General features: G+C 34.0%; 11 protein-coding genes. 6 read left to right on the top strand and 5 right to left on the bottom strand.

Going from position 1 to position 15,767, the window contains the following annotated elements:
• Positions 1-173 precede the first annotated feature (173 nt).
• Both gloA2 and ABEY15_RS03030 read right to left on the bottom strand, forming a co-directional pair.
• Positions 174-560: an SMU1112c/YaeR family gloxylase I-like metalloprotein gene (gene gloA2, locus ABEY15_RS03035; protein WP_429888365.1), complete on the bottom strand. Its 387-nt coding sequence runs from the start codon at positions 558-560 to the stop codon at positions 174-176.
• A gap of 188 nt (positions 561-748) precedes the next feature.
• Positions 749-967 (bottom strand): hypothetical protein, encoded by a 219-nt coding sequence (locus ABEY15_RS03030; protein ID WP_056468254.1) that lies wholly within the window; start codon positions 965-967, stop codon positions 749-751.
• 222 nt (positions 968-1,189) lie between these two features.
• On the opposite strand from ABEY15_RS03030, the gene ABEY15_RS03025 reads away from it, so the two are divergent.
• Complete coding sequence (locus ABEY15_RS03025; RefSeq protein ID WP_429888363.1) at positions 1,190-2,224, top strand: DUF3048 domain-containing protein; 1,035 nt, start codon at positions 1,190-1,192, stop codon at positions 2,222-2,224.
• A gap of 188 nt (positions 2,225-2,412) precedes the next feature.
• A complete protein-coding gene (locus ABEY15_RS03020) occupies positions 2,413-3,273 on the top strand; it encodes a pentapeptide repeat-containing protein (protein WP_429888361.1) in 861 nt (286 codons plus the stop codon).
• Between the two features lie 29 nt (positions 3,274-3,302).
• On the opposite strand, the gene ABEY15_RS03015 is transcribed toward ABEY15_RS03020, so the two are convergent.
• Both ABEY15_RS03015 and ABEY15_RS03010 read right to left on the bottom strand, forming a co-directional pair.
• Positions 3,303-4,148, bottom strand: coding sequence for an FtsW/RodA/SpoVE family cell cycle protein (locus tag ABEY15_RS03015; RefSeq protein WP_429888359.1), 846 nt, complete (start codon positions 4,146-4,148; stop codon positions 3,303-3,305).
• 32 nt (positions 4,149-4,180) lie between these two features.
• Complete coding sequence (locus ABEY15_RS03010; RefSeq protein ID WP_429888358.1) at positions 4,181-5,614, bottom strand: PLP-dependent aminotransferase family protein; 1,434 nt, start codon at positions 5,612-5,614, stop codon at positions 4,181-4,183.
• A 139-nt stretch (positions 5,615-5,753) separates the two neighbouring features.
• Between ABEY15_RS03010 and ABEY15_RS03005 the strand changes: the two genes are divergently transcribed.
• On the top strand, positions 5,754-6,683 hold the full coding sequence (locus ABEY15_RS03005; protein WP_429888357.1) for a DMT family transporter: 930 nt from the start codon (positions 5,754-5,756) through the stop codon (positions 6,681-6,683).
• A gap of 89 nt (positions 6,684-6,772) precedes the next feature.
• Here the strand turns inward: ABEY15_RS03005 and ABEY15_RS03000 are convergent, their stop codons facing one another.
• The gene (locus tag ABEY15_RS03000) at positions 6,773-7,135 is read right to left on the bottom strand and encodes a VOC family protein (protein WP_429888355.1); all 363 of its coding nucleotides are present in this window, start codon (positions 7,133-7,135) and stop codon (positions 6,773-6,775) included.
• Between the two features lie 415 nt (positions 7,136-7,550).
• Here ABEY15_RS03000 and ABEY15_RS02995 point away from each other — a divergent pair, with 415 nt between their 5' ends.
• The 3 genes from ABEY15_RS02995 (at position 7,551) to ABEY15_RS02985 (ending at position 15,681) form a co-directional block, all read left to right on the top strand.
• Complete coding sequence (locus tag ABEY15_RS02995; protein ID WP_429888354.1) at positions 7,551-8,831, top strand: helix-turn-helix domain-containing protein; 1,281 nt, start codon at positions 7,551-7,553, stop codon at positions 8,829-8,831.
• Between the two features lie 130 nt (positions 8,832-8,961).
• Positions 8,962-13,233 carry a S8 family serine peptidase gene (locus tag ABEY15_RS02990; protein WP_429888353.1) on the top strand — a complete coding sequence of 1,424 codons (4,272 nt, stop codon included), beginning with the start codon at positions 8,962-8,964 and terminating at the stop codon, positions 13,231-13,233.
• A 663-nt stretch (positions 13,234-13,896) separates the two neighbouring features.
• Complete coding sequence (locus tag ABEY15_RS02985; protein ID WP_429888352.1) at positions 13,897-15,681, top strand: DEAD/DEAH box helicase; 1,785 nt, start codon at positions 13,897-13,899, stop codon at positions 15,679-15,681.
• Positions 15,682-15,767: the final 86 nt, after the last annotated feature.

Here is a 15,767-nt window from a genome sequence, read left to right as displayed (position 1 = left end):
AAAATTGCTCTAACATATTATCATTTAAAACGATTAATAGAACATCCAAAAAATGATAATTTCATCATTAATAAATGTTCATTTAATGTCCGTTTTCCCTATTGACCATTTTATATTTCATCACTCTGACAAAACCCAATCTTTTATTAAGATTGGGTTTTGTTTTTCAAAATCTACTCTTCATACAATTCTAATGGTAAGCCATCGGGATCATGGAAAAATGTAAATCTTTTATTTGTTAACTCGTCAATTCGAATTGGTTCTACATAGACAGCATTTTGTTTTAAGTATTGAATACTTTCTTCTATATTAGTTACAGTAAAGGCTAAATGGCGTAACCCAACTGCTTCTGGATTTGTAAGTCGTTTCGGTGGATTGGGAAATGAAAATAGCTCAATTTGTCCATTTTCTCCAATACTTAAGTCCAATTTATAAGAGTCTCGCTCTTCTCGATAGGTTTCCTTAATTACCTTACAACCTAATAAATTTATGTAAAAATGCTTAGACAATTCATAATTAGAACAAATGATAGCGACATGATGGATATTCTTAATTTCCATATTAAAACTCCTTATTACTTTGATTTACTAAAACTTTTCCTAGTTTATCATGAATAGTACAGTTTGAAAAAGGAATACATTCCATTTAGACAGTATAGTTCATAGTATTAAGTGGAAAAATGAATTGTGATAGTGGACAAAAATTCAAAAAAAATAATGGGAATCATCTCCCATTAAGTTTTAGAAATTTATCTTCTTCTTTTTTTATCATCTTTTGCTAAAACCTGTACTTTCTTAATAACTTCTAGCTCTACAATTACATGCACATGTTTATCATTTATTTGATTAACACTTAATACTTTACCTTTTCGACCTTTAATGGAAATAGTATCTCCTTCAGAGGGTACATTTTTGAGTAGTTGGTTTAATAGTTCAACGTTTTTCTCGATATAATGAACTACAATCATATAGCTTCAACTCCTCTAATCATTCTTATCTTTATACAATATTTAAGATTAAATAAAATAAGAACAAATTTAAGCTGATTATTAAACAAAACAAGTTCATATATTAAGGAATAACCTCGAATATAAGACTGTTGTATTATTTTTGAAAAATTCTAACAAATCCTTTCTATTTTAAAAGTTATTTAATACAATTTAAGAAAATAACAGATTGTGAGGGAGCCAATGCATAAGAAAATTTTATCAATAATTGTGATAAGTATGCTTCTAGTAGGATGTAAGCATGGCGAAAAGTCTGTAAAAACAGTTAAAAATGATGATAAAAATACTTCGAATGAACATGTAATTGATAAAGGAGAAATTGATACAATTTATGCTCCTTTAAGTGGATTACCAATAAGTCAGGCTAGTGAACAAAGACCTGTTGCAGTTATGGTTAATAATTATTATTTAGCTAGACCTCAAAGTGGATTAAGTAATGCTGATGTGGTTTATGAAATTTTAGCAGAAGGAGATATTACAAGGTTTCTAGCCATTTTTCAAAGCGATATACCTGAGAAAATAGGTCCCGTGAGAAGTGCGAGAGATTATTACATCAACTTGGCAAATGGTTATCATGCATTATTTATATGTCACGGAAATAGTCCTAAGGCGAAACAAATGATGGATTCAGGAATGATTGATGCATTAAATGGACTGATCTACGACGGTACGTTATTTAAAAGAGACAAGACAAGAAAAGCACCTCACAATTCTTATATTTTGAAAGAGGGTATTGAAAAAGGAGTTGCTCAAAGACATTACTCTTATTCAGAAAAAGTTACTCCATTAGATTTTACGCAGAAAGACTTAGTATTTGATAACTCTTGGAAAAATGCTGGTGAAGTATTTATAAAATATTCTCATGATGCAAGAAATAATGTGACTTACAAGTATTCGAATTCAACTAAACAATTTCTGCGAGTTCAAAATGGAATTGTTGCAAAGGATGCTTTGAACGGGAAAGAGCTTCATATTAAAAATATTTTAGTCATAGAAGCGACTCATAAAATTATTGATAGCTATGGTCGTCGTTCTATTGATATCGAGCATGGAGGAAAAGGATATTATATTGTTGATGGAAAGTATATGAATATACAATGGAAGAATGTAGATGGTCGAATCATTCCGTTTACACTAGATGGAACTGAAATAAAACTTTCACCAGGTCAAACTTGGATTAACTTTGTTCCATTTTTAAAAGATGTAACAATTAAATAAAGTACATTAAAGCAGATAATTTTATATAATTATCTGTTTTTTATTGCTAAAAGAATGAAAAGTGAACACCGCCTAATGAATGTTGAAAGTTGCACTTAATAAGCTGAACTATGTTTGACCAAAAAAATTTACGATGTTACGATAAAAAATATTAGTCGTTTATATATAGTGGGAAGGGGGCGCAGGGAGTGGCTAGTAAAATTGGAAATATAGGATTAGTAAATGAGCGTTATCAAGCTCTAAAAGCGGAATGTGAGAGTTGCTTTGGTCTATGCTGTGTCGCATTACCTTTTGCTGCCTCGGCTGATTTTGCTAATGATAAAATTGCAGGCAAACCTTGTCATAATTTACAATCAGACTTTCGTTGCGGAGTTCACAAGAATTTAAGAGAGTTAGGTTTCAAAGGCTGTACTGTTTTTGAGTGCTTTGGAGCGGGACAAAAAGTATCACAAGTAACCTTTAATGGAAAAGACTGGCGACAAAATCCAGAATTGGCTAATGAGATGTATGAAGTATTTCCAATTATGAAGCAACTGCATGAAATGCTTTGGTATTTAAATGAAAGTTTGACGATTAGTGCTGCAAGTGAGATTCATAATGAAATAAAAATAATATTAGAAGAAACTGAAAAATTAACACTTATGGACCCTAATCTAATACAAAACTTAGATATCATAGCCCACCGTGCAGAAGTTAACTCTTTACTTTTACGTGTTAGTGAGCAAGCAAGGACCGTGGCTTTGAAAAAATTTAACAACAATAAGAAGCGTCAAAAAGCTACCGGTAGAGCTTTAGACTTTATTGGTGCTAAATTAAAGGATGCGAATTTTATCGGAGCAAACTTAAGAGGAGCCTATCTAATTGCTGCAGATTTAAAGGGAGCCGATTTAAGGGGTTCTGATCTAATCGGTGCAGACTTACGTGATGCTAATTTGAGTGGTGCGGACCTTTCAGGAAGTATTTTTCTTACTCAAGCTCAAATTAACTCAGCAAAGGGAGATTATCACACTAGAATACCAGCAACACTTAAAAGACCATCTCATTGGTGAGAAAAATAAAAATGAACCTTTTTAATGGTTCATTTTTTATTATATACATACCAAGTAATAGCAATTAAGTAACCGATAAAAGGAGATGTTCCATAACCCATTATCGGTACAGGGAAGTTTCCAAAAAAGGTGGAAAGAATACTAATTAAAAAATAAATCCCTAGACTAAACGATAATGGTTTTGCACTGTTTGGCGGAAATAAGAAAAATGGCATTGGCAAAATAAAAAGTGAGATTACCGCAAAGACTAGCCATCCGATTCCCATTTCCTTTACTAAACTTAAAATGTCCTCAACATAAGAAACTGGGGCAAGTTGATCTAAGTGAGACCAGCTTAAAATAATTAAAAGTATAAAAACAATTAAAAGGAGTAATTGAACGCTTTTATTCTTTTTCATATTTAGTAAAAGAAATGAGATGGCGATCGTAAAAGCTGTTAGTTGAGATGCATCTGGTTGAAAAAGTAATAATACTGTAAAGACTAATGCAAAACCAAAAGTAAGCCAAAATGGTTTTGATTTCATTAAGCTTGATAGTTGAATTGTTAATAACGGAACTAAAACTAAAGCGATATTAAATCTTATTGGACCAATTGCTACCCAGCGATGTACACCATATAATCCTTTGTCCAAAAAGGTAAGTAAAAATAATATGAGTATGCATGTAATGACAATGATATTTGTCTTTTTCGTTGTAGATTTCTGATCTCTACACAGTACTAAAAATGAGATGATTCCTCCTACAATAGCAATTAAAATATTTTGACCGTAAATGGACGGGGGCACTTGGTTATTGATCATGGCAAGTACTCCGATTATCATTGCTGGCATGGTTATGACAAGTGGTAATAAGTTTATTTTTTTGAAATTAAGCATCTTGTTCTAAATGGCCTTCCTTTACAATAGTTTTATATTTGTTTAATTAGATTGCGTAGTTTCTCTAACCCCTCGGCTAAATCATTTTCGCTAACTAGTGAGTAACTAATCCGAAATGAAGAAATATCTGTATTGTTGTTAAAACATGCTACACCGGGTAAGAATGAGATATTTTCATGATTAGCTTTTCTTAATAAATTAAAAATATCTACATTGGTTTTATGAAATGCAAGCCACAAATTAAAGCCGCCATCAGGTATCCGAAAATTTAATTGATCATTAACAGATGAAAGTATTTCAACACTTGTATCACGGCGAATTTGTAGAGCAATTCGTAGTTTTTCAACGTGACTTCGCATTCGATCGGTCCGTAGAAATGGTAAAATCGCTTTTTGTGTTAGTAAAGGGCTACCCACATCCATTGAAGCTTTTACCGCAAGTAGCCATTCCAGAACCGGTCCATTTGCCAGCATTGCGGCAATTCTAACTCCGGGTGCTAAAGTTTTACTAAATCCTTTAATGTAGATGACGTGATCTGATTGATCATAATACTTAATGGGGTAATATTGAAATGCTTTTTCGAAATAAATATCACTAAATGAATCGTCTTCAAGAATAAAAAAATGATACTGTTGTGCTAGTTCAATTAATTCTTTTCTACGACCATTACTCATTGAGATTCCAGTTGGGTTTTGAAAGGTAGGGTTAACATAAATTAATTTTGGTGTAAATTTAATGCACATATCTTCAATTAAGTCTGATCGAATTCCCTCTTCATCCATCTCGACAGGTATTATATGAATCCCCTTATTTATAAAAATATCAAGTGCACCACCATAGCACGGACTCTCGACTATAATTGAATCCCCAGTTTTTAATAGCGCTTGGGCTACTAAATCAATTCCTTGTTGAACCCCGCTTGTAATAATTAGGTTTTCAGCTTTAGAACGTATTTTTTGAAACTCAAATAAATGTTTAATAATTTCCGATCTTAATTCAATATCTCCTTGAACCGGTCCGTAGGTTGTTAATATAGACGCATCATCTCTTAAAAGTTTTTGCATTTCATCCGCTAAAAATTTATTAGGAAGCAGACGTGGATACACAACTGCCTTTGAAAAATCATACTTTAACGGTTCTCTATTTATTAAGTATTGAGATCTTACAATATTGATTCCTAAAGCCTGTTGCCAGTTATTACTTGAATCGGCTTGTGCTGTTTTTTTTACTTTCTTACTAATAAATACTCCTTTACCTGGCTCCACCGTGACATAACCGTTTGTCTCTAACCATTTATAAGCCTTTCTAACAGTTAAGACGCTTATAGAAAGTTCTTCTGCCAATATCCGTAAAGATGGTAATTTTTCGTTAGGCAAAAGTAGACCACTTTGAATGCTACCTGCAATTTGAGTGCTTACTTGGAGATAAATCGGAACTGTTGATTTTTTATGGATTTGAATTTTCATATATTCACCACTAGTTTTTTAGTTATAAATTAATTTAAAAAAGATCAATCGTCAATGGAAAAAGAGCTAACTGTTATATGCTCTATTATACTGTTATACTCCGACTTTAATATAATACTTTTATCAAAGGGGTGATGAAATGATCATTATTAATTATATTTTTATTTGCATGATTTTCGGTACAACTTTTCTAGCAATAAAATTCGGAATTGAGTCAGGCGTTTCGCCATTATTTTCAGCCGGCATTCGATTTACATTAGCGGGACTGATTGTCATTTTATATTTTCTACTTAAAGGGGTAAATGTGAAGAAATTTATTTTTTCAAAACGAATTATGTATATTGGATTCTGCTTAACTTTTATGACATTTTCAACATTATATTGGGCTGAGCAGTATATAACATCAGGGTTAGCCGCAGTTTTGTCTGCAACTGGTCCAATGATGATTTTACTTTTCCAATTAAGGAGAAATAATAAGGGAATTGAGCGTAAACAACTAATAGCGTTATTAATGGCTTTTGCAGGTGTAATTTTTGTCTGTTTACCTGGGATAAGTCAGCATGTCTCTTACTTATGGGTTACTGCTTGTATCGCAGTATTATTAGGAGAGGCTTTTTACGGATTTGGATCGATTTCCTCAAAAGAAATATTAACAGAATATAGTACTGTATCGCCATTTTTAATCAATGCTTTTCAAATGTTATATGGTGGAATATTTCTACTATTAGTTTCGTTTTTATTAGAAAAACCGAAAATTGAAAGTTTAAGTTCTTGGGACGCCGTGTGGCCAATATTGTATCTTGTATTTATAGGTTCAATAGGGGGACATGGATTATACAGTTGGTTATTATCTAAAACGAACCCGGTCTTCCCCTCAACATGGCTTTATGTATCACCATTAATTGCAAGTGTCTTAGGTTATTTCGTAATGGACGAACCGATCAAACCAATTATGGCGATTGGTGGCATACTAATATTATCCGGTGTATTCATTGCAAATTGGTCAACGTTTTCTATGTATAGAAAGCAAGGAAGGCTATTAAAAAAAGAAGTGAATATTTCAAAGTAATTTCGTTAATCTAAAACTAAAAAAATAAAGAAAAATCCACATGAAAAATGAATTATCCTGTGGATTTTCTTACTTTATACTTTAATTAATTATGATTTTTGAACAAATGCCCATATGTAACCGTCTGGGTCTCTTAAGCAAAATTCCTTAAAACCCCATGGTTGAACAGTAGGTTCTGTGATGACTTTTTCTCCATTTGAGAAATCTAATGGCGTCAATTCTTTTTCCAACACACTTTCAAACAGTGGATCGACTTCATTTACGACTAATTGAAAGACTGCATCAGTATTGGATTGCGTATCTGTAGGATGGAGCATTAGCTCGCCATTCCCTGCTTTAAACCAGTACATACCATCGTGTCCTCTTAAATATTCAAATCCAACTTTTTCATACCAGTTCTTAGAAGAGTTTGTGTTTTTACAAAAAATAACAATATCTAAAACTCCATTCATTTAATCAGCTCCTTTTTATTTCCTGTATTAACAATTCTTTGTAGAGTATATGCTTACCTTTTTTATCATTTAAAACGAAGAAATGAATCTTTTCTCTAGTATTTCAGCAAAAGAGTTTTTTAATGCCTAGGTTTGATTCAATAATCTAAAGTTATCAAGTAGATTCATATAATATTAACTAATTAAAGGGTTCTCTTTGCGTCATTATGTGACTAATGGAAAGCCCTTGTTCGATTGCTTGTCCATAAAAATAGAGTATGTTTACAAGATTAAATGCAAATTGACAATATTTTTCAGAAATAATATTATATCAAGTCTCGTTATAATGAAATTGTAATTTAATTGCTTTAAGAGGATTGACCGTTTATTACGTTTGGGGATGAGTAGAAGTAAATATTATTGGTGGGTGAGAAGTATGAACGCAGCTCTATTTAAAGAAATTCAATGTATATGCCGAGAGAAAGGCTGGACAAAAACAGATTTGGCTCAAGAGTCAGGTATACATATTAGTGAAATCAGTCGTATTTTCAATCATAAGCGCTTGCTTACACTAAAGTATTTAGATGCCATTACAGCAGCTATTGGGTTGGAAGAAGGTACACTTTATTCTTACTTTTATGAGGAATGCTTTAACGAAGAAGAAATATTGGACAAGCGTAAATGTGTACAGTTTTTATTTAAATGTTTTTCTAATGGTTATGAGGAACATTGTCAAAATCTATTACATGTTATGACAACTGAAAAATCAGTTATGACTCGAATCGATTATTTGAATTATATATTTTTTGTCGCAGAGGAGCTTTTTAAAGTTGGTAAAGAAGAAAAAGCCTTGTATTTGTACGAAATCATTATTAAAAGTGATTCGAAGGACAGTCTAGAACTATTGGCAATTAGTTATTTTAGGCGTTTTTATATTTTAAGAATGACAGAGGATGGACAGCAGGCATTGACTTTTGTGTTGGAGTATCTATTTTGCATGCCAAAAAAAGTGAGGATGGAAGCATATTTTTGTATATCTGCATTTTATTATAGGCGCGAGCAATGGGAAGAGGTGCTTTATTACGCAGAGAGGTTAAACAAATTGGTTAAAGATGGAGAGTATTATGGAAGAGCACTTATGTATAAAAGCTTTGCACTTGCACGTCTTGGAGGCTCACTAGAAGAAATAATAGAACTTATAGAAAAATATGCAAAAGTAAATGATTATTTTGCTGATTTGGCTATAGGAAATAGATTTGCTTCTTATTTAGAGTACGGACATCTTGAGTATGTAGATCAGTATCTCAATTGGCTAGAAGATAGAGAGGATATATATATTGGGTTACCAAAAGTACTTGAAGCTTTTATTCGCTTGAATCGTTTAGATGACGCTAAGAGAATCTTAGATTTATATCAACATAAAATTGATGAGTTGATAATAGATGCCGAACCATGGTTAAAGCAGAAGGTGTATTTAGATTTTCGTTATGCATATGCTTTTTATCAGTGTGAAAGTCTACAGCTACCAAAGGGTTTAGATGAATTATTGGACGTAGCTTATACAGCAAATCAAATAGGCAATTTAGAAAGATTCAATAAATGTCTTCTTATATATTGGAGATATAAGGACCATGCGACTTCTGACCAAATAAATAAGTATATAAAACTACTAAGCATCAATGGTATTAAGGAGAGCTCCTCGCGAAATTTTGCATAGTACTATTTTATTTAAAGAAGAAAACATAAATAAATTAAAAAAAACACAATTTGACATAATTTTCAGAAAATAAAATCTCATCAAGTTTCATTATAATGAACTTATTAAGAAAAGAAAGTAGGGATAGTAGTTGAAAAAGAAAATGTTTAGAAATGTTACAACATTAGCATTAACAACAGGACTTATTAGTACTACAATGACACCAGGTTCCTTTTCACAACAAGTTCATGCACAAGCAACTTCAAAGATTGAACAAGTATTAGCAAATCTTACTCCGCAGCAACGTGAGGCAATTAAGCAATTGAAATTAAGTGACAAAGAGGGACTACAATTATCTTCTGAAGTCGATCAAACAAGTGACAAGGTTACTTCTGTCATTGTCGAGTTTAAGGAGAAGCCTCAGCAGACTGCGGTTTTAGAGGCAGAATCAGATGGTGTAACGCTATCAGCAGATGATGCAAAAGCAAAGGTGGACGAGTCACATGATACGTTCCAAAAAGATTTAAAAACAATTTTTAGTAGTGAATTAAAATCAAAGAAAAATCCATATTCTATTAAACGTTCATATAAAAAAGCATTTAATGGGGTCTCTATGACTCTACCAGCGAACAAAGTAAAATCACTGCTTAAATCTAAAGCAGTAAAAGCTGTTTGGAGTGATATGCAAGTTCAAGTTGAGCCACCTTCAATCAGTGATGTATCAACAACTAAGCAAGCAGCAACTCATACAATGGTTACATTTCCTGGAGTTGAAAAACTTCATCAGGAAGGCTTTACAGGTAAGGGAGTAAAAGTTGGTATTCTCGATACTGGTATTGATTACAATCATCCAGATTTAAAAGGAGCATTTAAAGGCGGTTACGATTTCGTTGACAATGACAATGATCCAATGGAAACAACATATGCAGATTGGAAGAAGTCAGGGAAAGCAGAATTAACTTCAAGTGGAGCGTATTATACTGAACATGGAACGCATGTAGCTGGAATAATTGCTGGACAGGCTAAAAATGAAGCAGACTTTGCTGTAGAAGGTGTTGCACCAGAAGCTGATATTTATTCTTATCGTGTACTAGGCCCATATGGATCGGGTTCTACATCAGCTATTTTGGCAGGGATCGATAAAGCAGTGGCAGATGGAATGGACATTATTAATATGTCTCTTGGAGCAAATTACAATGACCCATTATACCCTACAAGTATTGCCGTTAACAATGCAGTTCTTGCAGGTGTAACAGCAATTGTCGCAGCAGGAAACTCTGGGGATCGAATGTATTCTCTTGGTGCTCCTGGTAATGCACCTTTAGCTATCACAGTTGGAGCAAGTGACACATCTGTTTCAATTCCGAGTTTTACGGGGGCATTACATCCTTCAACAGGTGATTTACCTGCAGATCTAAAGTTAGCTGCTAAAGGTTTAACTGATAATATTGGAGATTTTGAAGGACAAACATTACAAATGGTAAATGTATCATATGGTAATGAGACTAGTTATTGGATGGGGGCTGCTGGTAATTCTAATCCAATCGATGTAAAGGGGAAAGTGGTATTAGCACAACGCGGTAGCATTGGCATCACTCAAATCATCGCTACTGCTAAAGCACATGGTGCAAAAGCTGTTGTTTTATATGATGCAGATGTTCCTTTAGGTGATGTATATCTTGGAGATGGATACGGCTTACTACCAACATTTTTACTAAGTAACGCACAAGGAAAAGCTATTTCAGCTAAATTACCTGTAAATGGTGCATCAAAGGGTACATCTCTAGGTTTTACATTTAGCAACATGAAACAATCAGTGACGGTTGGCGATAAATTAGCGCCATTCAGTTCACGAGGTCCATCCCGTGTGTTATACGATATTAAACCAGAAGTAACGGCACCTGGGGTATCTGTTTTCTCTACTGTTCCATCTTATATGCACGGAGCAGATCAAATTGGAAACTATCAATACGCATATGAGCGTTTATCTGGAACATCAATGGCAACTCCTAATGTTGTTGGAGTAGCAGCATTATTAAAACAAGCTCATCCTGATATGTCTCCTTCAGATATTAAAGCAACTCTGATGAACACAGCAGATCCTTTATCTGATAAATACAGTGTATACGAAGTTGGTGCTGGCCGTGTAAACCCATATGATGCTGTTCATTCTCAGACAGAAATTCAAGTAAAAGACAAAACTTCAACCGTAAAAGATAACTCAAGTAATAATGGAGGAACAACTCTAGCAAGTAAAGGCATTAAACAAATTAAAAACATTACTGGTGCAATAAGCTTTGGTGAACAAGCTGTTACTGGTAAAGACTTATCAGATAATCGTTCAATCACGTTATTTAATAAGAGTTCCGTCGATAAAACATATGATGTAAAGGTACAATTCCAAACGTTGGATGCACGATTTACAAATGATTCTAGAGCAGATCAAGATGCTACTGCTAACGGGGTTACATTAGATGTTAAATCTTCTGTAAAAGTAAAACGTTATGGCAGTGCAAATATGGATGCGACAATAAATGTTCCTAAAACAGCAAAACTTGGAACATATGAAGGGTATGTAGTATATACAAACCAAAAGGATCCTAATGATACTTATAAAATTCCATTTGCTATTCATACTGTAAAAGAAGGTATCGACTACTTAACGGGTAATCCATCAGCGTTTACAGTGCCTTATGAAGCGGCAAGTAATGCGACAAGATGGTCAATTGGCGTAAACTTTAAATTAAATTCTCATATGCGTAATTTCGATTTCTTCCTTGTGGATCCAAAGACAGACAAAGAGTTCGGATTCTTAGGCTCAGCTGATGGAATGGGAGCAGATGAGAATATTGAGTATTATTTCCGTGGCGTTCTGAATAATGGTCAATACTATCCTTTAACTGGCGATACAGATAATCCAATTGCATATGACCTTAAAGAATTAGATCCAGGATTATATAAGATTAGAATGGTGGGCACAAACGATAAAGGTGAAACTTTCACTGCAGATGCACCGGTTTACAATGGGGTTAAAGAAGCAAAGGTAACAATGAATAATATGAAGGCTGGCGGTATTTACGAAACTGCTAACCCAACTGATACAAAAGTTACTGTATCAGGTAATGTATTTGATAAAGAAATTGATGAGATGAAAGCAGCGGGCATTAACGCTTCACAAGCGGATAACAATTTTACGTACTATAATCCTAATAGTTCAAAAGAAACAAGTATTCCATTGGACACTCAAGGAAATTTCAATGCTGAAATTCCATTAAGTACATCTGGTCCAATTGTCAATGCAATTACAGAGTACGACTTCTCAGATTATAGTAAATCAACTGTTAGAAATTATGGTAGTTTTATTGATGCATATTTTGTAAGAAAAGGAACGGCTTATACAACTGCGATTGCTGACAAGCAACGTATAAACATGGGTGAATCAACAACATTAACATTCTCCACAAAGAATGTAAAAACAAACGTGAAGAAAGCAGAATTCACATTCCTTTATCCGAGTCAGTTCCTTGATTTAGTCAATGTACAACCTAATGCGGCATTTAAAGGTAAACTAGATGTTCAATATACGACTGCTCCTTTTAATAGTTCACTAACTAAAATGACAATCACTGCAAATGCAACAGGAGACTTAGCGAATACTGGAATAGCAGGAGATGTACCATTAGTGGACTTAACATTAAAAGCAAAAGACCAATACTACAAAGGGCCAATGAACTTCTACAGTGCAACAGGTTCAAGTCGATTCTTTAACGCTGTTTATACAAATGTTGATAATACTACTGAAACGACACAAGGAATTCAACCATATTTTTATATTACACCGACGTATTCGTTAATGAGAGGTACAGTACAGGCTGAGGGACTAGTGACGTTTGGTGGTGAAATTCTACCTAAACCAATTGATTACAATAAAGCAGGTTCAAAAATTAGCGTGAAAGATGTAAATGGAAAAGAATATGGTGTCACTGATCCATTAGGTTACGCTGGTAGCTTATCACAAGCTGCATTTAGAACAAGATTACCGATAACAGATGATGAATTTACATTAAAAATTGATGTGCCAGGTCACTTTACGTTCTCAAAAGATTTTACAATCGGTGTAAAAGATGATGGAAAAACGACTGCAGGATCTAAACCAATCAATTATGATTATATTCCTGGCGGAGATGTAAATAAAGATAATGTCATTGACGTAAAAGATGCGCTATATATCCAAACTTATTGGGGTACAAATAAGCGTGACGCTGACATTAACTATGATGGTGTTGTTGATGCAAAAGATATGCAGTATGTAATTAATAACTACTTAATGCAAAATCCATGGAATGACAATTCACCAAAAGCAGAAACAAAGTATAAGAGTAAAACGATCGATGATGTTTTACAAGCATTAGGATTAGAGTAATACAATAACTACTAAAACGGTAACCTACAAAAGGTTACCGTTTTTCATGCTGTAAAAAATGAGAGTGGTAACTAAAACCCGTATAGTGAATTGAGTTAGAAAGTCGATCTAAATAAATGTTATCGATATTTTTTAAGAATGTTTAACGATAATTGAACTTTTTTAGTAAATAAAAAGTTATAAAATTTATGAAGTGTGAACTTATTTGGAGGATAAGTTTCTGGATTTATTAAAGTTAATTATAAAGTAATAAACATTCTCGATGATTTTAAAAATAATTTTTTTTATTTGAAGAAGTTGATTGGAATGAATGTTGCCGGACTCCTATGGGAGATACAGGAAGGCTGAGACCCCGCAGGCATGCCCCGTGGAAAGCGGGCATCCTGTAGTTGAAATCAACTAACTTATACTGATTTACAACATATAGAAATTCCCTGTTTATTCTTGGAATCTTAATTTAAATAATTTATTGATTATTTTACTCAAGAATTGTGAAAAATAATTTGATGCAGAAGAAATCTGACCTATTATACTTACACAGTAAAATAGGAATTATTTTAAAAGATTAATAAACGTTGTGATACAATGGATTAGTCATTTTTTTAGTAACTATATAAATTCACATTATTTTAATGATAGAAAATAGAAAGTAAGGTAAAAGGAATGAATAAATTTTCAAGTTTAGGTTTAAGTGAGGAATTAACTGAGTATCTAACTGAATTAGGGATAACAGAACCTACTCCCATTCAAGAGAAGGCAATTCCAATTGTATTTGAAGGTAAGGATTTAATAGGACAGGCGCAAACAGGAACTGGTAAAACATTTGCATTCTTATTTCCAATCCTTGAAAGAATTAATTTAGAATTACCACATACACAAGCATTAGTCGTTGCTCCAACAAGAGAGTTGGCTCTTCAAATAACTGCTGAGGCTAAAAGGATTGTTAGTGATGATTTTGGAGTACTTGCTGTGTACGGTGGGCAAGATGTTGAACAACAAGCTCGTAAACTAAAAAGTGGTGCACATTTAATCATTGCAACACCTGGTAGACTTTTAGACCATTTAAGACGAGGAACAATAAAATTAGATAAAGTTGATTTTCTAGTGCTCGATGAAGCAGACCAAATGTTACATATTGGATTTTTACATGAGGTAGAAGATATTATCAATCAAACTCCTGTATCGAGACAAACCTTATTATTTTCTGCAACTATGCCAGATCAAATCCAATCACTTGCAAAGCGTTACATGAAAAAGCCGGAAATTATTAAAGTAAAGGCTAAAAGAATTACACTTGATGAAATTGAACAATTAATTATTGAAACAACAGATCGCGGAAAATTTAATGCTTTATTGAATCAAATCAAAGAAGCAGAGCCGTTTCTAGCAATCATTTTTTGCAGAACAAAAAGAAGAGCTAATAAGTTAAATGAACAGCTTAAAGGAAAAGGTCTTTTATCTGAAGAATTACACGGAGATTTAACCCAAGGCAAGCGCGAAAAAGTTATGAAATTGTTCCGCGAAGCTAAGATACAATATCTTGTAGCAACAGATGTAGCAGCCAGAGGAATTGATGTCGAAGGTGTTACTCACGTGTTCAACTATGATATACCATTGGATACAGAAAGCTATGTACATCGAATTGGAAGAACAGGACGTGCAGGAGATACTGGTATTGCGATTACATTTGCTACTCCAAAGGATTTTCAAGATATGAGAGTAATTGAAAAAGAGCTTAATCTTTCAATTAAGAGAATAGAAATGGAAAGAGGAGAAAGTTCAGACAGAGCGGATAGATCAGAAAATGCCGGTAGAGCCGAAAGATCGAGAAATGCAGGCAGAGCAGAAAGATCAGGAAGAGCGGAAAGAACAGGAAATGCAGGCAGAGCAGAAAGATCAGGAAGAGCGGAAAGAACAGGAAATGCGGGCAGAGCAGAAAGAACAGGAAATGCGGGTAGAGCAGAAAGAACAGGAAATGCGGGCAGAGCAGAAAGAACAGGAAATGCAGGTAGAGCGGAAAGAACGGGAAATGCGGGTAGAGCGGAAAGAGCGGGAAATGCAGGCAGAGCAGAAAGAACAGGAAATGCAGGCAGAGCAGAAAGATCAGGAAGAGCGGAAAGAACAGGAAATGCGGGTAGAGCAGAAAGAACAGGAAATGCGAGTAGAGCAGAAAGAACAGGAAATGCGGGTAGAGCAGAAAGAACAGGAAATGCGGGTAGAGCAGAAAGAGCAGGGAATGCGGGTAGAGCAGAAAGAACAGGAAATGTAGGTAGAGCGGAAAGAGCGGGAAATGCAAGCAGGGCAGATGGATCAAGAAATGCAGGAAGAGCGGAAAGAACAGGAAATACGGGGAATTCCAGAAGAGGCGAAAGAACAGAAAGTGTTGGAAGATCAAGAAGTACAGGGAGATCAAGAAATGAGGGCAGATCTGGTAGGAGAAGTAGATAAGAAATAAGTGAAGAGTAGGTAGGGAGTTAATTGTTTTAGACATACTCTTATAAAGTGATTTGGGAAGGTTTTTCCCTTAAAAATGA

Source organism: Gottfriedia acidiceleris, from assembly GCF_050457485.1.
Lineage (GTDB): Bacteria > Bacillota > Bacilli > Bacillales > Bacillaceae_G > Gottfriedia > Gottfriedia acidiceleris_D.
The sequence above is the reverse complement of the archived record's forward strand: the minus strand, read 5'-3'. Positions and strand labels throughout refer to the sequence as shown.

Coding starts and splice junctions, on each gene's coding strand:
- ABEY15_RS02985 (WP_429888352.1), top strand. CDS start 13,897: ATGAATAAATTTTCAAGTTTAGGTTTAAGTGAGGAATTAACTGAGTAT.
- ABEY15_RS03005 (WP_429888357.1), top strand. CDS start 5,754: ATGATCATTATTAATTATATTTTTATTTGCATGATTTTCGGTACAACT.
- gloA2 (WP_429888365.1), bottom strand. CDS start 560: ATGGAAATTAAGAATATCCATCATGTCGCTATCATTTGTTCTAATTAT.
- ABEY15_RS03025 (WP_429888363.1), top strand. CDS start 1,190: ATGCATAAGAAAATTTTATCAATAATTGTGATAAGTATGCTTCTAGTA.
- ABEY15_RS03000 (WP_429888355.1), bottom strand. CDS start 7,135: ATGAATGGAGTTTTAGATATTGTTATTTTTTGTAAAAACACAAACTCT.
- ABEY15_RS03030 (WP_056468254.1), bottom strand. CDS start 967: ATGATTGTAGTTCATTATATCGAGAAAAACGTTGAACTATTAAACCAA.
- ABEY15_RS02995 (WP_429888354.1), top strand. CDS start 7,551: ATGAACGCAGCTCTATTTAAAGAAATTCAATGTATATGCCGAGAGAAA.
- ABEY15_RS03015 (WP_429888359.1), bottom strand. CDS start 4,148: ATGCTTAATTTCAAAAAAATAAACTTATTACCACTTGTCATAACCATG.
- ABEY15_RS03010 (WP_429888358.1), bottom strand. CDS start 5,614: ATGAAAATTCAAATCCATAAAAAATCAACAGTTCCGATTTATCTCCAA.